Source organism: Paraburkholderia lycopersici, from assembly GCF_900096975.1.
GTDB lineage: Bacteria > Pseudomonadota > Gammaproteobacteria > Burkholderiales > Burkholderiaceae > Paraburkholderia > Paraburkholderia lycopersici.
This window is the reverse complement of the sequence record NZ_FMYQ01000033.1, coordinates 50,611-71,434: the sequence shown is the minus strand read 5'-3', so window position 1 is coordinate 71,434 and position 20,824 is coordinate 50,611. Positions and strand designations below refer to the sequence as shown.

Below are 20,824 nucleotides of genomic sequence, written 5' to 3'. Positions count from 1 at the left end.
GCCAGATGAAACCGATTCTTGTGCTTTATTACAGTCGACACGGCGCAACGCGCGAACTCGCGCGCGCCATCGCCCAGGGTATCGACAGCGTTCCCGGCGCCGAAGCGCGCGTCCGCACGGTGCCTCCCGTCTCCACCGTTTGCGAGGCCAGCGCGCCCGACATCCCCGCGGACGGGCCGCCCTACGTCGAGTTGCGCGACCTCGAGGAATGCGCGGGCCTCGCACTCGGCTCGCCCACTCGCTTCGGCAACATGGCCGCGCCGCTCAAGTACTTCCTCGACGGCACCACGCCGCAGTGGCTGTCGGGCGCGCTCGCGGGCAAGCCGGCCTGCGTGTTCACGTCGACGGGCAGTCTGCACGGCGGCCAGGAAAGCACGCTGCTCTCGATGATGCTGCCGCTGCTCCATCACGGCATGCTGCTCGTCGGCATCCCGTACACCGAGAGCGCGCTCACGACCACGCAAGGCGGCGGCACGCCCTACGGCGCGTCGCATCACGCGCGCCCGGACGCGCGCGGCCACGGTCTCAGCGCCGAAGAAAAGACGCTCGCGAACGCGCTGGGCGCACGGCTCGCGCGCGCGGCGCTCGCGCTCGCCACGAGTGAACGAGGCGAGCGGACGTGAGCGCCAGCCCGCCGCGCGCCTTCGAACCCGCGGCACAACGCCGCGGCGCCGCGCTCGGCGCGTTCGCCATGCTCGCCGCGCTCACGCTGCTGTGCATTGCGTGGGAGTGGCGGCTCGCGCCGCTGCGCCCCGGCGGCAGCGCGCTCGTGCTCAAGGCCCTGCCGCTCGCGATCGCGCTGCCGGGCGTGCTGCGACGCCGGCTTTACACGTTGCAATGGGCGGCGATGCTCGTGCTCCTGTACTTCGCCGAGGGCATTGTGCGCGGCATGACCGATCCCGCGCCCGGCAACCGGCTCGGGTGGGTGGAAGTCGCGCTTTCGCTCGGCTTCTTCGCGTGCGCGCTTGCCTATGTTTCGCCGTACAAGCGCGCCGCGCGGCGCGCCCGGCGCGAGTCGGCCTGAGCGCGCGGCAGGCGCGCCTCGCCCGCCATGCCCATCGTGCCCCGCCGCCCTGCGTGAAGGTTCACGCCGTGTCACACTAATCGCCCCCAGCCCGAAACGTTCCCCGAATGAAAATCGCGCCGCGCGCGGCCCCGCGCCCCGCGCGAAATCCCGAAATACCATGACCGACTCCACCCCGATCGCCCCGCAACCGTTTCTCGATGCCTGCGCCGCCGCCATCGGCGCGCAACACGTGCTGACCGACGCCCACGACACCGCGCCCTACCTCGCCGACTGGCGCCGCCGCTACCAGGGCGCCGCCGTCGCCGTGCTCTGCCCGGCCACCACGCGGGAAGTCGCCGCGGTCGTGAAGCTCGCGCACGAGCACCGCGTGGCGCTCGTGCCGCAAGGCGGCAACACGGGCCTCGCGGGCGGCGCAACGCCGGACGCGAGCGGCAAGGCGGCCGTGCTGAGTCTGCGCCGCCTGAACCGCGTGCGCGAAATCGACGCGCACAACAACACGATCACCGTCGAAGCCGGCGTGATCCTCTCCGAGATCCAGGCACGCGCGAAGGAAGCGGACCGCCTCTTCCCGCTTTCGCTCGCGGCCGAAGGCAGCTGCACGATCGGCGGTAATCTCTCGACCAACGCGGGCGGCACCGGCGTGCTGCGCTACGGCACGACGCGCGAGTTGTGCCTCGGCCTCGAAGTCGTCACGCCGCAAGGCGACATCTGGGACGGCCTGCGCGGGCTGCGCAAGGACAACACGGGCTACGATCTGCGCGATCTCTTCATCGGCGCGGAAGGTACGCTCGGTGTCATTACCGCCGCGGTCATGAAGTTGCATCCGCAACCGGCTGCGCGCGTCACGGCCCTCGCCGCGCTCGGCTCGGCGCATGCCGCGCTCGACTTCCTCGCGCTCGCGCAGCGCTACGCCGGAGCCCTGCTCACGGGCTTCGAGCTGATGTCGGACTTCTGCATGCAGCTCGTCGGACGCCATTTCCCGCAACTGCGCTATCCGTTCGCCGGGCATCACGCGCAGGTCGTCCTGCTCGAACTGTCCGACAACGAAAGCGAGGAACACGCGCGCGCGCTCTTCGAGCGGCTCATGGAAGAAGCGCTCGAACAGGGGCTCGTGGAAGACGCCGTGGTCGCGGAAAGCCTCGCGCAATCGCAGGCGTTCTGGAACATCCGCGAGCACATTCCGCTCGCGCAGGCGCAGGAAGGGTTGAACATCAAGCACGACATCGGCGTGCCGATCTCGCGCATCGGCCGCTTCATCGAGGAAACCGACGCGGAGATCGCGCGCGCGGTGCCCGGCGCGCGCATGGTCACTTTCGGCCATCTCGGCGACGGCAATCTGCACTACAACGTGCAGGCGCCCGAAGGCGGCGATCCCAGGCGGTTCCTCGCGGAGCACGAGAAAACGCTGAACCGCATCGTCTACGACAGCGTGAATCGCCATCGCGGCACGATCAGCGCCGAACATGGCCTCGGGCAATTGAAGATCGACGAAAACGCGCACTACAAGAGCGAGGTCGAACTGGCGCTCATGCGCGCAATCAAGACCGCGCTCGATCCGCTGAACCTCATGAATCCGGGCAAAGTGCTGCACGGACCGAAGGAGCAAGAACCGTGAAGATTCGCGTGCTGTCCGACCTGCATCTGGAAAACGACGAGCCCGAGACGATCCCGCACGCGCAAGCCGACCTCGTGGTGCTCGCGGGCGACATCCACAATCACGGGCTCGGGCTGCGCTGGGCCGCGGAAACCTTCGACCCGCAGGTGCCGGTGGTGTACGTGCCCGGCAATCACGAGTATTACGACGGCGAACTCGGCGCGCTCGAAACGGCGATGCGCGACGCCGCTTCCACGCTCGAAAACGTGCACTTTCTCAACGATGGCGTGTACGTCGATCCCGCGGGCCGCTTTCGCGTGCTCGGCACCACGCTGTGGGCGGACTTCGCGCTCTTCGGTGCCGACGACGCCGCGCGGGAAGCCGCCGTGACGGCCGCGGTGCGCGTGATGCTCGACTTTCGCGGACTGATCCAGGTGTCGTGGCCCCAGAGCCCCGAAGCGGGACCACGCGATTTCACGCCGGCCGATTCGCTCGCGCTGCATGCGCGCTCGCGCGCGTGGCTCGAAGCCGAAATGGCGAAGCCTTTCGCGGGCGAGACGATCGTCGTCACGCATCACGCGCCGCACCGGCAAAGCCTGGCGCCGCGCTATGCCGGGGATCTGGTTTCGGCGGGATTCGTGAGCGATCTCGACGCGCTCGTGCGCGCGCCCGTCGCGCTATGGGTGCATGGCCACACGCACACGTGCTTCGACTACACGGTCAACGGTACGCGCGTGGTGTGCAATCCGCGCGGCTACCGCGACCGCCGGACGGGGCAGCCGGAGAACCCGGCATTCGCGTGGGACAAGGTGGTGGAAATCTAGCGGGAAACCGCGGGAAACCGCGAGAAACGGCGGGAAACGCGGGGTGTGCGGTACTAGCGCAGGCGCGCGTCGTCGCGACGCACGCGCAGCGTCACGGGCTCGAGCTGCGCGCGACGCATGCGCAGCAGATCGCGCGATGCCGCGATGCCGATCAGGCCCATCATCACGGCGATGCCGATCATCAGATGCGTGTCCATGTTTGTCCTCGGTGCTGGCGTTCAGGTAAAGGTTGCGTGAAACAGTGGCGCTACCTTACCAAGCCGCCGCGCCGCCGGGCGTAAGGAAGTGTTGCGATCCGCTCAAGCTGTAACAGGGTGTCACACCCGCTCGCGCGACATCTTCTCATTCTTCTCATTACGCGGCCGCGAAAGACCGGCTCAGGTACGCGCGAACTGGCGCAGTTCGGTCTGGTCTCTCGCCAGCGTCGAAGGCAGATTCTCGCGCAGCAACTCGACCCACGTGCGGATCTTCGCGTCGAGATACTGGCGCGACGGATACATCGCGTAGACGTTCATCTCCTGCGACTTGTATTCGGGCAGGATCCACTCCAGTTCGCCGCTGCGCAGGCCGCTGATCGCCGAGTAGATCGGCAGGAGCCCCACGCCCATGCCTTCGCGCACGGCCACCGCCAGCGCTTCGGCCACGTTCACCTGGAACGTCGCGGGGCCCAGATCGATCGCGCTCTCGCCGTCGGGGCCCGCGAAATGCCACTGAGCCGACGGGAACACCGGGGTCACCATTTGCAGGCAGGTATGGTTCGCGAGGTCCGCGGGCTTTTGCGGCACGCCGTGCTTTTCCAGATACGCCGGCGAAGCGCATGCGATGCTGAACGCGCTGGCCACCCGCTGCGAAACGAAACCCGAGTCGGGCAGATCGGTGGCGAGCACGAGCGCCACGTCGTAACCTTCGTCGAGCAGGTCCGGCATGCGCTGCGCGAGCGTGAGCTCCACGTGCACGTCCGGATAGCGCTGCTGGTACTGCCCCACCGCCGGCACCACATAGTGCTGGCCGAAGCTCGTCATCGCGTGGATCTTGAGCTTGCCCGACGGGCGCGCATGCGCGTCGCCGGCTTCCGCTTCCGCCTGATCGACGTAGGCCAGGATCTGCTCGCAACGTTGCAGGTAGCGCTCGCCCGCCTCGGTGAGCGCGATGCGGCGTGTCGTGCGGTTCAGGAGCCGCGTGCGCAGATGCGCCTCCAGATCAGAGACCGCGCGCGACGCGTAAGCTGTCGTCGTATTCAGGTGCTGCGCCGCGCCTGTGAAGCTCCCCGCCTCCACCACCCGGACGAATACACGCATGTTTTGAAGCGTATCCATACCAATCCTCTATCTGACGAACGAATTGTTTCATATTTTGCAAGAAGGATTGTCTCATGCTCCGTAAAAATGCCTTGCACCCTTACCGGTTATTTAGAAATCGCGCAAAAAATATAATGGCGCACATTGATTCATAGCCAGGATAAGGAGTAAATCGTGCAGTCTCCGGTACGGAAAGGACTCGCCGCACTCACGGTTCTTACGTTCTCGTTGATAATCGCGGGCTGCGCCAGTACCGGGGGCATCGCACCGCAAGCGAAGCAGGCCGAAGCGGCGCAACTCGACGCCGGCTCCGCGATCCGCGCGGCCGACACCGAAGCCGCCTGGCCCGCCAGCGACTGGTGGCGCGGCTACAACGACGCGCAACTGAACGCCTGGATCGACGCCGCGGTAGCCGGCAACCCGTCGCTCGCCGCCGCCCAGGCGCGCGTGCGCGAGGCGCGTTCGATGGTGGGCGTGGCCCAGGCCGGCCTCCTGCCGCAAATCAGCGGCAGCATGTCCGTCCAGCGCCAGCACTGGTCCGACAACGTATTTTACGGGCCGGGACCGCTCGCGGGCGCGAACACGTGGAACAATACGGCCGCGCTCGGCCTCTCTTATCACCTCGACCTCTGGGGCGAGGACAGGAACAATGCCGAGCGAGCACTCGACGTGGCCCACGCCACCGCCGCCGACGCGCGCGCCGCGCAGCTCGAACTCGAAGTCAACGTCACTCGCACCTACATCGAGATGTCGATGAACTACGCGCTGCTCGACATCGCGAAGCAAACGCTCGCCCAGCAGCAGCGCATTCTCGCGCTAGCGCAAAAGCGTCTCGCGGGCGGCATCGGCACGCAGCTCGAAGTAAGCCAGGCGCAAACGCCGCTGCCGGAATACGAACGCCAGATCGACGCGCTCGAGGAATCCATCGCGCTCGGCAAGAACCAGCTCGCGGCGCTCGCGGGCAAGGGGCCCGGCGCCGGCGAATCGATCCAGCGCCCGGCGCTCTCCCTCGCCGCGCCGGCCGGCCTGCCCTCGGCGCTGCCCGCCGAGCTGATCGGCTATCGCCCCGACGTGGTCGCGTCGCGCTGGCTCGTCGCCGCCCAGGCGCGCGGCATCGACGTCGCCAAAGCCGGGTTCTATCCGAACGTGAACCTGCTCGTCTCGATGGGCGGCTACGCGGCCGCGGGCCCGCTGTTCCAGTTCCTCAAGTCGATGAGCGGCAGCTACGCGGGCGGCCCCGCGCTCTCGCTGCCGATCTTCGACGGCGGACGTCTGCGCGCGCAGCTCGGCGCGCAGTCCGCCGCGTACGACATCGCCGTCGAGCAGTACAACCAGACGATCGTCACCGCGCTCAAGGAAATCGCCGATCAGGTCGTGCGCATGCGCTCGCTCGCCACGCAGGAAGACGACGCGCACCGCTCGGTCGCGGCCGCGCAGCGCAACTACGATCTCGCGCAGGAAGGCTTCCGCCGCGGCCTGACCGACTACGTCAACGTGCTGATCGCGCAAACGCAGTTGCTGCATGCGCAGGAAGGCGTCGCGCACATCCAGGCCGAGCGCCTCGCCGCGCATGCCACGCTCGTCGCGGCGCTGGGCGGCGGCATGATCGACGCGTCGAGCGATGCCGCCGCGAAGGGGCCGACCGAAGCCGAGCAACTGCCCGCGCACGGCAAGAAGACGCGCGCCGTGCCGCTCATGCCCGCTGCGCTGCTCGCGCCGCATGCGTCGGATGACGCGGATGCGAAAGCGCCCGCCGGCGCCGCGAACTGAGTCATCCGACGATGCAAGCCTCGACTTCCTCACCCGCGCAGCCGGGCGGCCCGAGCTTCTACGCCGCGCTCGCCGACTGGGCGCGCACGGACGGCCTCGTCTGGATCTATCTCTTCAAGGCGATCGCCGCCGCGCTGCTCGCGCTCGGCATCGCCATGAAGCTCGATCTGCCGCAGCCGCGCACGGCGATGACCACGGTGTTCATCGTGATGCAGCCGCAAAGCGGCCCCGTGTTCGCAAAGAGCTTCTACCGGATCTGCGGTACGCTCGTGGGTCTCGTCGTCATGCTCGCGCTGATCGGCCTCTTCGCCCAGCAGCCCGAGCTTTTCATCGCTTCGACGGCGCTGTGGGTCGGCCTGTGCACCGCGGGCGCCGCGCGCAACCGCAACTTCCGTTCGTACGGCTTCGTGCTCGCGGGCTACACGGCGGCCCTCATCGGCATTCCGGCCTCGCAGCATCCGGACGGCGCGTTCATGTCGGCCATGACGCGCGTGTGTGAAATCTCCGTCGGCATTCTCGCCTCGGGTTTCGTGAGCGCCGTGGTGTTTCCGCGATACACGGGCGAGCTGCTGCGCTCGACCGTGCGGCGGCGCTTTTCGTCGTTCGTCGACTACGTTTCGGCGACGCTCGGCGGACGCATCGACCGTTCGCACATCGAAGCGACCAATGCGCGCTTCGTCGCCGACGTCGTGGGCCTCGAGGCGAATCGCAGCATGGCCGTGTTCGAGTCGCACGACGCGCGCATGCGCTCGGGCCGTCTCGCGCGCCTGAACACCGAGTTCATGTCGGCCTCGACACGCTTTCACGCGCTGCATCAGTTGATGAACCGCCTGCGCGCGGACGGCTCGGCCGCGACCGTCGAAGCACTGGAACCGTACTTCCACGAAATCGCGCCGCTCTTCGCGAAGGCGGGCGAGTCCGTGCTCACGGCCGCCGATGCGACGCACGTCTCGAAGCAGCTCGACGACTACCGCTCGAAACTGCCCAAGCGCGTGCGCGCGACGCGCGACGCGCTAGAAGGCCGGGGCGATGCGAACCTGCTCGACTTCGACACGGCGACGGAACTGTTCTACCGCTTCGTGCACGAGATGACCGAATACACGGCCACCTACGCCTCGCTCGCCGTCGACACGCACGCGCGCGAAAAATGGATCGCGCGCTACGTGCCGAAGACGAACCTGATCGCGGCGGGCGTCGCGGGTCTGCGCGCGGCGGTCGTCATGGCGCTGCTCGGCGCGTTCTGGATCGCCACCGCGTGGCCGAGCGGCACGAACCTCGTGCTGAACGCCGCCGCGACCTGCGCGCTCGCCTCGGCTTCGCCGCAGCCCTCGCGCATGGCGACGCAGATGGCGCTCGGCACCGTGCTCGCATCGCTTGTCGGCATGGTGCTCACGTTCGGCGTGTTCCCGCACATCGACGGCTTCGTGATGCTGGGCGTCGTGCTCGCGCCCGTGCTCGCGTTCGGCGTGTTTCTCACGACGCGCCCGAAATACGTCGGCTACGGCGTGGGCTACTGCATCTTCCTGTGCTTCCTCGCGGGTCCGGACAACGTCGTGCAGTACAACCCCGGCAGCTACATGAACGACGCGCTCGCGCTCGTGGCGGCGATGGCGGTATCGGCCACGGCGTTCGCCGTGTTCCTGCCGCCCTCCACGCCGTGGCTGCGCCAGCATCTGCTCGCGGACCTGCGCGGCGGCGCCGTGCAGGCGTGCCGCGCGCGCCTGCACGGTCTGCGTAACCGTTTCGAGAGCGGCGCGCGCGACCTGATGTTCCAGCTCTCCGCGATCGCGGGCAACGACGCCGCGCAACGCCGCGACACGCTGCGCTGGCTCTTCTCCACGCTCGAAGTCGGCAACGCCGCGCTCGATCTGCGTCATGAGCTGGCCACGCTGCCCGAGCATCCGCAGTACGCAGCGGGCACCGCGTGGCGCGTGGCGATCCATGCGGCGCTCAAGGCCGTGAGCGCGCTTTTCGAACGCCCCGGCGACGCGCGCTACCGCAACGCGCTCGCGGCCACCGAAAGCGCCATCGCCGCGAGCCACGCCGTCCTGCAGGGCCTCTGGAAGCCCGGTGCGGCGGGCGCCCCCGAGCACGCCGACGCGCCGACGCGCGAAGAGCGCCATCAGTTGCAGCGCATCCAGAGCCATCTGCATTTCATCCGCACCGCGCTCATCGACCCGCAATCGCCGCTCGCGGCTTATGCGGGCAGCGAGGGCGCGCCTGCCCGTCAACCTAATGGAGCCAACCATGCCTCGTGACGTCGCGTTTCTCGACGCCTATATCCCGGCGATCGTTCTGCTCTTCATCCTGGGCTCGGCGATCACCTGGGTGCTCGATTCCCTGCTGGCCAGAATTGGCGTTTACCGTATCGTGTGGCACCCGTCCCTCTTTCGCGTGAGCCTGCTCGTGGTCGTGTGCTGCGTACTCGGGCTCGCGATCTATCGCTGAACGAATCAACCGAATCATGACAATCCGCAACCTCATTGGCTTTATCGCGACGGCCATCATCTTCGTCGTCGCCATTCTGGTCGGGCGCGTTCTGTGGGTGCACTACATGGACGAGCCGTGGACCCGCGACGGCCGCGTGCGCGCCGACGTCGTGAACATCGCGCCCGATGTCTCGGGCGCCGTGGTCGAACTGCCCGTGCGCGACAACCAGTTCGTGCACAAGGGCGACCTGCTGATGCAGATCGACCCGTCGCATTATCAGATCGCCGTCGAGCAGGCCGAGGCCGCCGTGGCCGCGCGCAAAGCCGAGCTGACGATGCGCCTCGACGATGCGCGCCGCCGCGCCGACCTGAACAGCGAAGTCGTCTCGCAGGAAAACCGCGAAAACGCCTCGCACACAGCGAATTCGGCGCAGGCGCAGTATCAGCAGGCGGTCGCCGCGCTCGACGCAGCGAAGCTCAACCTCGACCGCACGCGCGTAGTCTCGCCCGTGGACGGCTACATCACGAACCTGCAGGTGTTCAAGGGCGACTACGCGATCGCGGGCCAGGCGAAACTCGCCGTGGTGGACAGCCATTCGTTCTGGGTCTACGGCTACTTCGAGGAAACCAAGCTGCCGCACGTGAAGGTGGGCAACAAGGCCGAAATCAAGCTGATGAGCGGCGGCACGCTCGAAGGCCACGTGGAGAGCATCTCGCGCGGCATCTACGACCGCGACAATCCGCAAAGCCGCGAACTGCTCGCCGACGTGAACCCGACGTTCAACTGGGTGCGCCTCGCGCAACGCGTGCCTGTGCGCATCCACATCGACAAGGTGCCGGACGACATGGTGCTCGCCGCCGGGACGACCTGCACGGTGGTGGTGAAACCGGGCACGTAATCCCGCCAGCGGGCCGCGCGCAACGCCGGCCGATGAATGCAAAAGGGGAACGCCAGTGCGGCGTTCCCCTTTTTTGTTGCCTCAAGTCAGCAAACCGCCGGCGCCGCAGGGCCCCATAATGGAGAACCCGCGTTGTCCACGCGCATTGCACTGCACTATCCTGAAAAACCAGCGCCAGATCCGGCCGCCAGCATCTTAAGCACGGGAGGAAGGTAGTCATGCATTACCGCGATTTTCACCGCGAGTCGATCGCGAACCCCGACGAATTCTGGCGCCGCGAAGCCGCGCGCATCCACTGGGAGACGCCGTTCGACCAGGTGCTCGACCGCTCGAACCCGCCGTTCGCACGCTGGTTCTGCGGCGGCCGCACGAACCTGTGCTTCAACGCCGTCGACCGCCACCTCGCCGCGCGCGCGCAGCAGAACGCGCTCGTCTACGTTTCGACCGAGACCGGCATCGAGCGCCGCTATACCTATGCCGACCTGCATGCCGAAGTGAACCGCATGGCCGCCGTGATGCGCTCGCTCGGCGTCGGGCGCGGCGACCGCGTGCTCATCTACCTGCCGATGATCCCGGAAGCCGTGTTCGCCATGCTTGCCTGCGCGCGTCTGGGCGCGATCCACTCGGTCGTGTTCGGCGGGTTCGCCGCGCCGAGCCTCGCCGCGCGCATCGACGACGCGAAGCCCGCGCTGCTCGTGACCGCCGACGCCGGCGCGCGCGGCGGCAAGGTGATCGACTACACGCCGCTGGTGGACGAGGCGATGGCGCGCGCCGCGCACGCGCCGCCCAAGGTGCTGCTGATCGATCGCCAGCTTGCGCCCGAGCGGCTGAACGCGCCCTATCTGGTCGATTACGAGCCGCTGCGCGAGCAGCACTACGACGTGCAGATTCCCTGCGAATGGCTCGAATCGAACGAGCCCTCGTACATCCTCTACACCTCGGGCACGACGGGCAAGCCGAAGGGCGTGCAGCGCGACGTGGGCGGCTACGCGGTGGCGCTCGCGGCTTCGATGGAATACATCTTCGAGGGCCGCGCCGGCGACACGATGTTCACGGCGTCGGACATCGGCTGGGTCGTGGGGCACAGCTACATCATCTACGCGCCGCTGCTCGCGGGCATGACCACGGTGATGTACGAAGGCACGCCCATCCGCCCCGATGGCGGCATCTGGTGGCGGCTCGTCGAACAGCATCGCATCAACCTGATGTTCACCGCGCCCACGGCGATCCGCGTGCTCAAGAAGCAGGACCCGGCGCTGCTGCGCGCCGCCGATCTTTCGAGCCTGCGCACGCTCTTTCTCGCGGGCGAGCCGCTCGACGAGCCCACGGCCGAGTGGATCTCCGAGGCGCTAGACAAACCGGTCGTCGACAACTACTGGCAAACCGAGACCGGCTGGCCGATGCTCGCGATCCAGCGCGGCGTCGAAGCGCTGCCGCCCAAGCTCGGGTCGCCGGGCGTGCCCTGCTACGGCTACGACCTCGTGCTGCGCAGCGAGCACACCGGCGAGCCCTGCGCTCAGGGCGAGAAAGGCGTCATCACGCTCGGCTATCCGCTGCCGCCCGGCTGCATGCAAACCGTCTGGGGCGACGACGCGCGCTTCGTGAAGACGTACTGGGAGAGCGTGCCGGGCCAGCAGGTGTACTCGACTTTCGACTGGGGCGTGCAGGACGCGGACGGCTACGTGACGATCCTCGGCCGCACCGACGACGTAATCAACGTGGCGGGCCACCGTCTCGGCACGCGCGAGATCGAAGAGGCGATTTCGTCGCATGCGGCGGTCGCGGAAGTGGCCGTGGTGGGCGTGAACGACGCGGTGAAGGGCCAGGCGGCGCTCGCCTTCGTCGTATTGCGCGATGCGAATGCGGCGGCCAGCCCAGCCGATGCGCAAAAGCTCGCGGCCGCGCTGGCCGCGACGGTGGACCGCCAGCTCGGCGCGATCGGCCGGCCGGCGCGCGTACATTTCGTGCCGATGCTGCCGAAAACGCGCTCCGGCAAGCTGCTGCGCCGCGCGATCGCCGCGCTCGCCGAAGGGCACGAACCGGGCGACCTGCCGACCATCGAGGACGCCTCGGCGCTGCTGTCGATTCGCGAGGCAGTGAGCGCAGGCAACGGCTGAGGCCCGCGATCGACCGATGCCCGATGGGCCGAAGGGCCGTTCAGGCCGCGAGCGGCCGGTATCCGGCGAGAAACCGCTTGAGGATGCCGGTCGAATAGGTGCCCGCGATATCGGCGAGGAAGCTCGAGAACGAAGCGCTCGCGTGCTCGTCGGCGGTGTCGGAGATCGTGCGCACGACCGCGCAGGGCACGTCGTATTCGTGACAGACCTGGGCGATCGCCGCGCCCTCCATCTCGACCGCGAGCGCGTCGGGCAGCAGCGAGCGCAGCGCGCCCACGGCCGCCGCGCTCGCCACGAACTGGTCGCCGCTGATGACGAGCCCGCGATGCACCTGCGGCAGCGCGGTCTCCAACCGCGGCAACGCGGCCTTGAAACGCGCGGCGAGATCCTGCCCCTCTTCCGCGATGAAGCGCTCGCACGCGGCGGCGAGCGCCTCGGCCAGCGCACGGTCGGCGTCGAAGCGCGAGCGCGCGAGCAGCGGGATCTCGTGGCGCGGGAACAGCGGCTCGGCGTTCATGTCGTGCTGGAGCAGCGTTTCGCCCACCACCACGTCGCCCACGTGCACGCCGGGCCCCACGCCGCCCGCCACGCCCGTGAAGACGATCGCCTCGACGTCGAACGCGTGGATCAGCGCGCTCGCCGTGGCGGCCGCCGCCACTTTGCCGACGCGCGCGAGCGTCACCACGCATGGCGCGCCGTGGACGGTGCCGAGGTGATAGTCGCGCCGGCCGAGCGTGCGCGTGAGAACGCCCGATTCGGCCTGCATCGCCGCGATCAGATCGCCGAGTTCCTGGGGCAGCGCGGCGAGCACGCCGAGCGGGCGGACGGCAGGGCCGCCCGCGTGGATGGGGAAGTTCATCTTCGAAAAATTTCCGTCTGAGTGGTCAAAGGCCAGGCGCGCTCACTCCACCGGCTGCAGCTTGGCCACCGCCAGCGCGAGCCACTTCTCGCCATGGCGCTTGAAGCGCACCTGCGCCTTGGCGTCGGTGCCGCTGCCTTCGAGCGCCGTGATCGTGCCTTCGCCGAACTTCGTGTGGAAAACGCCCTGGCCTACGCGGAAGCCTGTTTCGGCTGCGCGCTGCTCGTTGGCGAACGCGGGCGCGGGACTCTTGTCCGCGACATAGGCGTCGCGATCGCGGCGGCCGCCGCCGCTTTCGCCGCCGCCCGGCCGCGCGAACCAGTCGCGGCCCCAGCCGGCGTTATCCGCACGCCCGCCCCATCGCGAGCCCGCCTCGACCTTGGGCGTGAGCCACTTGAGCGACTCCTGCGGCAGTTCGTCGAAGAAGCGCGAGCGCACGTTGTAGCGCGTCTGGCCGTGCAGCAGACGGCTCTGCGCGAACGAGATGTAGAGCCGCTCCTTCGCACGCGTGATCGCCACGTACATGAGGCGGCGCTCTTCTTCGAGGCCGTCGGCTTCCATTGCGCTGTTCTCGTGCGGGAACAGCCCCTCTTCGAGGCCGGTGATGAAAACGGCCGTGAATTCGAGGCCCTTCGCGGCATGCACCGTCATCAGCTGCACGGCGTCCTGGCCGGCCTGCGCCTGGTTGTCGCCAGCTTCGAGCGACGCATGCGAAAGGAAGCCCGCGAGCGGCGTCATGAGGTCGGGGTTCTGCGCGGGGTCCGTGATCGCGGGCGCGTCGAGCACCTCGATCTCGCCATCCCGGGAGACGATTTCCGGCGCCGCGCTCGCGCCCGGACGCAGCGGAATCGAGCGCGCGGGCGTGTCGAGGCCGTAGCCCTCCTCGCTCACGAACGCCGTGGCCGCATTGACGAGCTCCTGCAAGTTCTCCAGACGGTCCTGCCCTTCGCGCTCGTTCTGATAGAACTCGGCGAGACCGCTCATGCGCACCGTGTATTCGACGGTTTCCGGCAGGCTCATTTGCGCCGTCTCGGCGCGCATCTTCGCCACGAGGTTGGCGAAGCCGCCAAGGCTCGTGCCGGCCTTGCCGGTAACGTACGGAATGGCCGCCGCCATCGAGCAGTTGTAGAGGCGCGCGGCGTCCGCGAGCTGTTCGATCGAGCGTGCGCCGATGCCCCGCGCCGGAAAGTTCACGACGCGCGCGAACGCGGTGTCGTCGTTCGGATTGTCGATGAGACGCAGATACGCGAGCGCATGCTTCACTTCCTGGCGCTCGAAAAAGCGCAGGCCGCCATACACCTTGTACGGCACGCCCGCGTTCACGAGCGTGTGCTCGATCGTGCGCGACTGCGCGTTGCTGCGGTAGAGAATGGCGATCTCGTTGCGCGCAAGCCCCTGATTGATGAGCGCGCGAATTTCCTCGACGATCCAGCCCGCCTCCTGCGAATCGGTCGCGGCCTCGTAGACGCGCACCGGCTCGCCATGGCCCGCGTCCGTGCGCAGGTTCTTGCCCAGACGCCGCGAATTGTGCGCGATCAGGTAGTTGGCCGCATCGAGAATATGGCCGTGCGAACGGTAGTTCTGCTCCAGCTTGATGAGGTGCTTCACGCGGAATTCGTTCTCGAAGTCGCGCATGTTGCCGACGTTCGCGCCGCGGAACGCGTAGATCGACTGGTCGTCGTCGCCCACGGCGAAAATCGCGTTCCCCGGCCCGGCGAGCAGCTTGAGCCATGCGTACTGGAGCTTGTTGGTGTCCTGGAACTCGTCCACGAGGATGTCGCGAAAACGCGCCTGGTAGTGCGCGCGCAGCGGCGGGTTGTGGGCGAGCAGCTCGTAGCAGCGCAGCAGCAGCTCGGCGAAGTCCACGACGCCTTCGCGCTGGCATTGCTGGTCATAGGCTTCGTACAGCTCGACGAACTTGCGGTTGAAGTCGTCGGTCACGTCCACGTCCTTCGGACGCAGTCCCTGCTCCTTCGCGTTGTTGATGAAGTACTGCAGGTTCTTCGGCGGGTACTTCTCGTCGTCGATGTTCAGGCCCTTCATTAGACGCTTGATGGCCGAAAGCTGGTCGGCCGTGTCGAGGATCTGGAAGGTTTGCGGCAGGCCCGCGTCGCGGTAATGCGCGCGCAGCATGCGGTTGCACAGGCCGTGGAAGGTGCCGATCCACATGCCGCGCGTGTCGATGGGCAGCAGCGCCTGCAGGCGCCCCATCATTTCGCGCGCGGCCTTGTTCGTGAAGGTCACGGCGAGGATGGTGGACGGCGAAGCCATGCCCTGCTGGATCAGCCACGCAATACGCGTGATGAGCACGCGCGTCTTGCCGCTGCCCGCCCCGGCCAGGATGAGCGCCGGTTCGTTGGGCAACGTGACGGCGGCGAGTTGTTCGGGGTTCAGGTTCGCGAGCAGTTCAGGCATGGGCGAAATAGGGACGTGATGCGGTGGCGTGGCGCGCTTCGAAGACGCGCCGTTGAGTGGCAGACCGCCATTATAAGTGCGCGCGCACCCGGCGGCTCGCGCAGCCCGGACGCCGCGCGCCGAAGCTCCGCCGTGCGCCCCGCATCGGCTGGGGCGTCGGCTCCGTCGGCACTTCCCCTTATAATCGAACGTTTCCGCATCTCTTTTTCGGCAGATTCCACCCATGAGCGACAGCACGCTAGCGAAAAGCTTCGAGCCCCAGACGATCGAGGCCCACTGGGGCCCCGAATGGGAGCGGCGCGGCTACGCCGCCGCGACCTTCACGCCAGGCCGCCCCAACTTCTCGATCCAGTTGCCGCCGCCCAACGTCACCGGCACGCTGCACATGGGGCACGCGTTCAACCAGACGATCATGGACGGCCTCGCGCGCTATCACCGCATGCTCGGCGACAACACGCTGTGGGTGCCGGGCACGGACCACGCGGGCATCGCCACGCAGATCGTCGTGGAGCGCCAGCTCGACGCACAGAAGATCTCCCGCCACGATCTCGGCCGCGAGAAGTTCGTCGAGCGCGTGTGGGAATGGAAGCAGCAGTCGGGCTCGACCATCACGGGCCAGGTGCGGCGCCTCGGCGCGTCGATCGACTGGTCGCGCGAATATTTCACGATGGACGACAAGATGTCGGCCGCCGTGCGCGACGTGTTCGTGCGCCTCTATGAACAGGGCCTGATCTATCGCGGCAAGCGACTCGTGAACTGGGACCCGGTGCTGCTCACCGCGGTCTCCGACCTCGAAGTCGCGAGCGAAGAGGAAAACGGCAACCTGTGGCACCTGCGCTATCCGCTCGCCGACAACTCGGGCTATCTCACGGTCGCGACCACGCGCCCGGAGACCATGCTCGGCGACACGGCCGTGATGGTCCACCCGGAAGACGAGCGCTATGCGCACCTGATCGGCAAGACCGTGAAGCTGCCGCTCGCCGACCGCGAGATCCCCATCATCGCCGACGAATATGTGGACCGCGCGTTCGGCACGGGCGTCGTGAAGGTCACGCCCGCGCACGACTTCAACGACTACCAGGTGGGCCTGCGCCACGGCCTGCCGATGATCGAGATCCTCACGCTCGACGCGAAGATCAACGACAACGCGCCGGCGAAGTACCGCGGCCTCGACCGCTTCGAGGCGCGCAAGCAGGTCGTCGCCGACTTCGAGGCGCTGGGTCTGCTCGACTCGGTCCAGCCGCACAAGCTCATGGTGCCGCGCGGCGACCGCACGGGCGTCGTGATCGAGCCGATGCTGACGGACCAGTGGTTCGTCGCGATGAGCAAGCCGGCTCCGGAAGGCACGTTCAACCCCGGCAAGTCGATCGCGGAAGTCGCGCTCGACGTGGTGCGCAGCGGCCAGATCAAATTCGTGCCGGAAAACTGGACCACGACCTACTACCAGTGGCTCGAGAACATCCAGGACTGGTGCATTTCGCGCCAGCTCTGGTGGGGCCATCAGATCCCGGCGTGGTACGGCGAAAACGGCGAGATCTTCGTGGCGAAGAGCGAGGAAGAAGCGCGCGTGCAAGCCGAAGCGAAAGGCTACCGGGGCGCGCTCAAGCGCGACGAGGACGTGCTCGACACGTGGTTCTCGTCGGCGCTCGTGCCGTTCTCGTCGCTGGGCTGGCCGCAGGAAACGCCGGAGCTCAAGGCCTTCCTGCCCTCCTCCGTGCTGGTCACGGGCTTCGACATCATCTTCTTCTGGGTGGCGCGCATGGTCATGATGACCACGCACTTCACCGGCAAGGTGCCGTTCGAGACCGTGTACGTGCACGGCCTCGTGCGCGACGCCGAGGGTCAGAAGATGTCGAAGAGCAAAGGCAATACGCTCGACCCGATCGACATCGTCGACGGCATCGACCTCGAAACGCTGGTTGCCAAGCGCACCACCGGCCTCATGAATCCCAGGCAGGCCGCGACCATCGAAAAGAAGACGCGCAAGGAATTCCCGAACGGCATCCCGGCCTTCGGCACCGATGCGCTGCGCTTCACGATGGCCTCCATGGCCACGCTCGGCCGCAACGTGAACTTCGACCTCGCGCGCTGCGAGGGCTATCGCAACTTCTGCAACAAGCTCTGGAACGCCACGCGCTTCGTGCTGATGAACTGCGAAGGCCACGACTGCGGTTTCAGCAAGCCGGGCCCGTGCGCGCCGGGTGATTGCGAGCCGGGCGGCTACACGCACTTCTCGCAGGCCGACCACTGGATCGTCTCGCTCCTGCAGCGCGTGGAAGCCGAAGTCGCAAAGGGTTTCGCGGACTATCGCTTCGACAATGTGGCCAATGCCCTGTACAAGTTCGTCTGGGATGAATACTGTGACTGGTATCTGGAGCTGGCGAAGGTGCAGATCCAGACCGGTACGCCCGAGCAGCAGCGCGCCACGCGCCGCACGCTGCTGCGCGTGCTGGAAACGGTGCTGCGCCTCGCGCACCCGGTGATTCCGTTCATCACCGAAGCGCTCTGGCAGAAGGTTGCGCCGCTCACCGACGCATGGCCGCAAGGTGCCGCCGAGGGCGAGGCATCGATCATGGTGCAGCGTTACCCGGTGGCCGAAACGAAGAAGATCGACGAAGCGGCGGAGCAGTGGGCCGCCGACCTGAAGGCCGTGATCGACGCGTGTCGCAACCTGCGTGGCGAGATGGGCCTCTCGCCCGCCACGAAGGTGCCGCTGCTCGCCACGGGCAACGCCGGGCGCCTCGCGACGTTCGCGCCCTATGCGCAAGCGCTTGCGAAGCTTTCGGAGGTCCAGATCATCGTCGACGAAGCAGCGCTCGACGCAGCCTCGGCAGGCGCGCCGGTTGCTATCGTAGGCACGGACAAGCTCGTGCTGAAGGTGGAAATCGACGTTGCAGCCGAACGCGAACGCCTGTCGAAGGAAATCGCCCGGCTCACCAACGAGGTGGCGAAGTGCAAGGCGAAGCTCGGAAATGACAGTTTTGTCGCAAAAGCCCCGCCAGCAGTCGTTGAGCAGGAGCAGAAAAGACTGGCAGAATACCAGGCAACGCTGGACAAGCTGACCGTGCAACTTGCGCGGTTGCCGGCCTGATAGCCAATTCGGCAAGCAAGACTGTAGCGCGTGGCATCGCACCCGCGGCGCCACGCGAGCACCAGGACAGGGACTAAAGACATGCTGAAAGTGACAAAAGCGGTATTTCCGGTGGCGGGTCTCGGCACGCGCTTCCTTCCGGCCACGAAGGCGAGCCCGAAGGAAATGCTGCCTGTCGTCGACAAGCCGCTTATCCAGTACGCGGTGGAGGAAGCCGTCGCCGCCGGGATCACCGAAATGATCTTCGTGACCGGGCGCAGCAAACGTGCGATCGAGGACCATTTCGACAAGTCGTACGAGATCGAGGCCGAACTCGAGGCGCGCGGCAAGGACAAGCTGCTCGAACTCGTGCGCAACATCAAGCCGAACAACGTGGACTGCTTCTACGTGCGCCAGCCCGAAGCGCTCGGCCTCGGCCACGCCGTGCTCTGCGCGGAAAAGCTCGTGGGCGACAACCCGTTCGCCGTGATTCTCGCCGACGACCTGCTCTACGGCACGCCGCCCGTAATGCAGCAGATGGTCGAGGTGTTCGACCACTACCATAGCTCGGTGCTCGGCGTGGAAGAGATTCCGCCCTCGGAAACGCGCTCGTACGGCATCGTCGACGGCAAAGAATGGGAGGACTCGATCGTCAAGCTTTCGGGCATCATCGAGAAGCCGGCGCCTGAAGTCGCGCCGTCGAATCTCGGCGTGGTTGGCCGCTACGTGCTCAAGCCGCGCATTTTCGATCACCTGCGCTCGATCAAGCCGGGCGCCGGCGGCGAACTGCAGCTCACCGACGCCATCCAGTCGCTGCTCGCCGACGAGCAGGTCCTCGCGTACAAGTATCACGGCACGCGCTTCGACTGCGGCAGCAAGCTCGGCTACCTGAAGGCGACGGTGGAGTTCGCGCTGCGCCACCCTGAGGTGGGCGCCGACTTCGAGGAGTATCTGCGTACGCGCAAGCCGGTGCTCGAAGGCTAAGACGCCCTTGCGTCGTCGCCGCAAAGAAAATGGCCCGCGTTCCCACGCGCGCCATTTTTTATCCAGCTGCGGCTTTTAGCGCCGGCGCATCAGGAACACGAACGTCTTGTCCTGCTGCGAGCTTTCGACGATCTCGTTACCCGTCTGCTTCGCGAACGCGGCGAAATCGCGCTGCGAACCGGGGTCGGTCGCGAGGACCTTGAGAATCTGGCCGCTTTCCATATCGGCGAGCGCCTTCTTGGCGCGCAGGATCGGCAGCGGGCAGTTCAGCCCGCGCGCATCCACTTCCTTGTGAACCTGAATCTGCATCGGCGTTGATCCTTCGGTGAGGCGCCGTCGCCATCCGCAGGGGCTCGGGAAGGGTGACGACGCTGGCAATAGCGTCGATTTTACCGCAGCCACGCCAGCGGCCGCTCAGCGTCCCTTCACCGCATCGTTCACAGCGTGACCGCCAACCCTGTGTGCAGCGACTCGCGCAGCGCCTGGCCAATGCGTGTGGCCTCCAGCGCATCTTCAAGGGTGGCGCCCTGCCCCGCCTCATCGGCGGCGCCGGCCTTTCGCGCCGTCACCGCCGCGGCGAACGCTTGTGCCTCGATCAGAAACGCCTCTTCGAAACGCTCGAAGAACGTGGGTGTGCACTCGCTGCGCACGCCGCCCGCATCGTAGATCTCGACGCGGTTTGCCCGCGGCACGCGGCCGATGGCGAGCGCGCCAGCCGTGCCGATCACCTCGCTCGACGTGTCGTTGCCGTGCGCCATGGTGCGCGACGCATGGAACATGGCGAGGCGTCCGCCTTCGAACTCGCAGATCGCCACGCCGTTGTCCACGTCGCCCGCCTCGCGCAGGCCCTCGTGCAGCGCGATCGCGCCCGCGGCAAAGACGCGCGTGGCGCGCGGCTTGCCGAGCAGCCAGCGCGCAACGTCGATGTCGTGCACCGTGCAGTCGAGGAAGATGCCGCCCGAAGTGGGCGCGAAGCGCACGAAGAAGCCCTCGGGGTCGTTGAGGTCGCAGGTCTGCGAGCGCACGAGAAACGGCCTGCCGATCGCGTTCGCCCGCACCTTTGCATAGGCATCCTGATAACTCGGGTCGAAGCGGCGCATGAAGCCGATCGTCACCTGAAGCTGCGCGTGATGACGCGCCACGCTCACCACGCGCTCGCATTCGGCCACGTCGAGCGAAAGCGGCTTTTCGCAGAACACGTGCTTGCCCGCTTCGAGCGCCTGCACGATCTGTCCGGCGTGCAGCGCCGAAGGCGTGACGAGCCACACGGCGTCGATCGATGGATCGGCGAGCAGTTCGGCGTAGTCGCCGTACAGGCGCGCGACGGGCAACGCCTCGCGCGCCCAGGCGAGGTCCGCTTCGAGCGGGCTGCACGCCGCCGCGAGCGTCGCGCCCGGCACGCGATACGCCAGATTCTGCGCATGCCGCCGCCCCAACCTTCCGAGTCCCGCCACGCCCAGGCGCAGCGGCCGGGCTCGATCGATTGCCTGCATTCGTCGTCTCCTCGATTGCGCCGTTTGAGCCGATGCGCTCACGCC

General features: G+C 67.3%; 17 protein-coding genes. 11 read left to right on the top strand and 6 right to left on the bottom strand.

Going from position 1 to position 20,824, the window contains the following annotated elements:
* The first annotated feature begins 5 nt into the window (after positions 1–5).
* The 4 genes from wrbA (at position 6) to BLU17_RS27545 (ending at position 3,445) form a co-directional block, all read left to right on the top strand.
* The gene (gene wrbA, locus BLU17_RS27560; RefSeq protein WP_092004289.1) at positions 6–623 is read left to right on the top strand and encodes an NAD(P)H:quinone oxidoreductase; all 618 of its coding nucleotides are present in this window, start codon (positions 6–8) and stop codon (positions 621–623) included.
* 68 nt (positions 624–691) lie between these two features.
* Entirely contained in the window at positions 692–1,024 is a 333-nt protein-coding gene (locus BLU17_RS27555) for a DUF2069 domain-containing protein (protein ID WP_092004317.1), read from the top strand.
* A 160-nt stretch (positions 1,025–1,184) separates the two neighbouring features.
* Positions 1,185–2,642 (top strand): FAD-binding oxidoreductase, encoded by a 1,458-nt coding sequence (locus tag BLU17_RS27550; RefSeq protein WP_092004287.1) that lies wholly within the window; start codon positions 1,185–1,187, stop codon positions 2,640–2,642.
* Positions 2,639–3,445, top strand: a complete 807-nt coding sequence (locus BLU17_RS27545) for a metallophosphoesterase (protein ID WP_092004285.1) — start codon at positions 2,639–2,641, stop codon at positions 3,443–3,445. The genes BLU17_RS27550 and BLU17_RS27545 overlap by 4 nt, the downstream gene beginning before the upstream one ends.
* A 53-nt stretch (positions 3,446–3,498) precedes the next feature.
* Here the strand turns inward: BLU17_RS27545 and BLU17_RS33365 are convergent, their stop codons facing one another.
* Both BLU17_RS33365 and BLU17_RS27540 read right to left on the bottom strand, forming a co-directional pair.
* A complete protein-coding gene (locus tag BLU17_RS33365) occupies positions 3,499–3,642 on the bottom strand; it encodes a hypothetical protein (RefSeq protein WP_176929213.1) in 144 nt (47 codons plus the stop codon).
* 180 nt (positions 3,643–3,822) lie between these two features.
* Complete coding sequence (locus tag BLU17_RS27540; protein ID WP_092004282.1) at positions 3,823–4,761, bottom strand: LysR family transcriptional regulator; 939 nt, start codon at positions 4,759–4,761, stop codon at positions 3,823–3,825.
* 156 nt (positions 4,762–4,917) lie between these two features.
* On the opposite strand from BLU17_RS27540, the gene BLU17_RS27535 reads away from it, so the two are divergent.
* The 5 genes from BLU17_RS27535 to BLU17_RS27515 all read left to right on the top strand — a co-directional run bounded on the left by BLU17_RS27535 (position 4,918) and on the right by BLU17_RS27515 (position 11,958).
* Entirely contained in the window at positions 4,918–6,513 is a 1,596-nt protein-coding gene (locus tag BLU17_RS27535; protein WP_092004278.1) for an efflux transporter outer membrane subunit, read from the top strand.
* A gap of 11 nt (positions 6,514–6,524) precedes the next feature.
* Positions 6,525–8,771: an FUSC family protein gene (locus BLU17_RS27530; RefSeq protein ID WP_092004275.1), complete on the top strand. Its 2,247-nt coding sequence runs from the start codon at positions 6,525–6,527 to the stop codon at positions 8,769–8,771.
* Positions 8,761–8,961 (top strand): DUF1656 domain-containing protein, encoded by a 201-nt coding sequence (locus BLU17_RS27525; RefSeq protein ID WP_092004272.1) that lies wholly within the window; start codon positions 8,761–8,763, stop codon positions 8,959–8,961. Before BLU17_RS27530 ends, BLU17_RS27525 begins: the two co-directional genes overlap by 11 nt.
* Before the next feature lie 16 nt (positions 8,962–8,977).
* Complete coding sequence (locus BLU17_RS27520; RefSeq protein WP_092004269.1) at positions 8,978–9,841, top strand: efflux RND transporter periplasmic adaptor subunit; 864 nt, start codon at positions 8,978–8,980, stop codon at positions 9,839–9,841.
* A gap of 218 nt (positions 9,842–10,059) precedes the next feature.
* Positions 10,060–11,958 carry a propionate--CoA ligase gene (locus tag BLU17_RS27515; RefSeq protein ID WP_092004266.1) on the top strand — a complete coding sequence of 633 codons (1,899 nt, stop codon included), beginning with the start codon at positions 10,060–10,062 and terminating at the stop codon, positions 11,956–11,958.
* Positions 11,959–11,998: 40 nt separating this feature from the next.
* Here BLU17_RS27515 and BLU17_RS27510 read toward each other — a convergent pair whose 3' ends face one another.
* Positions 11,999–12,817, bottom strand: a complete 819-nt coding sequence (locus tag BLU17_RS27510; protein WP_092004261.1) for a 5'-methylthioadenosine/adenosylhomocysteine nucleosidase — start codon at positions 12,815–12,817, stop codon at positions 11,999–12,001.
* Positions 12,818–12,859: 42 nt separating this feature from the next.
* Complete coding sequence (locus BLU17_RS27505) at positions 12,860–15,232, bottom strand: UvrD-helicase domain-containing protein (RefSeq protein WP_092004258.1); 2,373 nt, start codon at positions 15,230–15,232, stop codon at positions 12,860–12,862.
* 223 nt (positions 15,233–15,455) lie between these two features.
* Between BLU17_RS27505 and BLU17_RS27500 the strand changes: the two genes are divergently transcribed.
* A complete protein-coding gene (locus BLU17_RS27500) occupies positions 15,456–18,323 on the top strand; it encodes a valine--tRNA ligase (protein ID WP_092004255.1) in 2,868 nt (955 codons plus the stop codon).
* 81 nt (positions 18,324–18,404) lie between these two features.
* A complete protein-coding gene (gene galU, locus BLU17_RS27495; protein ID WP_092004252.1) occupies positions 18,405–19,286 on the top strand; it encodes a UTP--glucose-1-phosphate uridylyltransferase GalU in 882 nt (293 codons plus the stop codon).
* Positions 19,287–19,361: 75 nt separating this feature from the next.
* Here the strand turns inward: galU and BLU17_RS27490 are convergent, their stop codons facing one another.
* Both BLU17_RS27490 and BLU17_RS27485 read right to left on the bottom strand, forming a co-directional pair.
* Complete coding sequence (locus BLU17_RS27490) at positions 19,362–19,589, bottom strand: sulfurtransferase TusA family protein (protein ID WP_028208042.1); 228 nt, start codon at positions 19,587–19,589, stop codon at positions 19,362–19,364.
* Positions 19,590–19,723: 134 nt separating this feature from the next.
* Complete coding sequence (locus BLU17_RS27485) at positions 19,724–20,779, bottom strand: Gfo/Idh/MocA family oxidoreductase (RefSeq protein ID WP_092004249.1); 1,056 nt, start codon at positions 20,777–20,779, stop codon at positions 19,724–19,726.
* Positions 20,780–20,824 lie beyond the last annotated feature (45 nt).

Coding starts and splice junctions, on each gene's coding strand:
- wrbA (WP_092004289.1), top strand. CDS start 6: ATGAAACCGATTCTTGTGCTTTATTACAGTCGACACGGCGCAACGCGC.
- BLU17_RS27555 (WP_092004317.1), top strand. CDS start 692: ATGCTCGCCGCGCTCACGCTGCTGTGCATTGCGTGGGAGTGGCGGCTC.
- BLU17_RS27550 (WP_092004287.1), top strand. CDS start 1,185: ATGACCGACTCCACCCCGATCGCCCCGCAACCGTTTCTCGATGCCTGC.
- BLU17_RS33365 (WP_176929213.1), bottom strand. CDS start 3,642: ATGGACACGCATCTGATGATCGGCATCGCCGTGATGATGGGCCTGATC.
- BLU17_RS27540 (WP_092004282.1), bottom strand. CDS start 4,761: ATGGATACGCTTCAAAACATGCGTGTATTCGTCCGGGTGGTGGAGGCG.
- BLU17_RS27530 (WP_092004275.1), top strand. CDS start 6,525: ATGCAAGCCTCGACTTCCTCACCCGCGCAGCCGGGCGGCCCGAGCTTC.
- BLU17_RS27525 (WP_092004272.1), top strand. CDS start 8,761: ATGCCTCGTGACGTCGCGTTTCTCGACGCCTATATCCCGGCGATCGTT.
- BLU17_RS27520 (WP_092004269.1), top strand. CDS start 8,978: ATGACAATCCGCAACCTCATTGGCTTTATCGCGACGGCCATCATCTTC.
- BLU17_RS27515 (WP_092004266.1), top strand. CDS start 10,060: ATGCATTACCGCGATTTTCACCGCGAGTCGATCGCGAACCCCGACGAA.
- BLU17_RS27510 (WP_092004261.1), bottom strand. CDS start 12,817: ATGAACTTCCCCATCCACGCGGGCGGCCCTGCCGTCCGCCCGCTCGGC.
- BLU17_RS27505 (WP_092004258.1), bottom strand. CDS start 15,232: ATGCCTGAACTGCTCGCGAACCTGAACCCCGAACAACTCGCCGCCGTC.
- BLU17_RS27500 (WP_092004255.1), top strand. CDS start 15,456: ATGAGCGACAGCACGCTAGCGAAAAGCTTCGAGCCCCAGACGATCGAG.
- galU (WP_092004252.1), top strand. CDS start 18,405: ATGCTGAAAGTGACAAAAGCGGTATTTCCGGTGGCGGGTCTCGGCACG.
- BLU17_RS27485 (WP_092004249.1), bottom strand. CDS start 20,779: ATGCAGGCAATCGATCGAGCCCGGCCGCTGCGCCTGGGCGTGGCGGGA.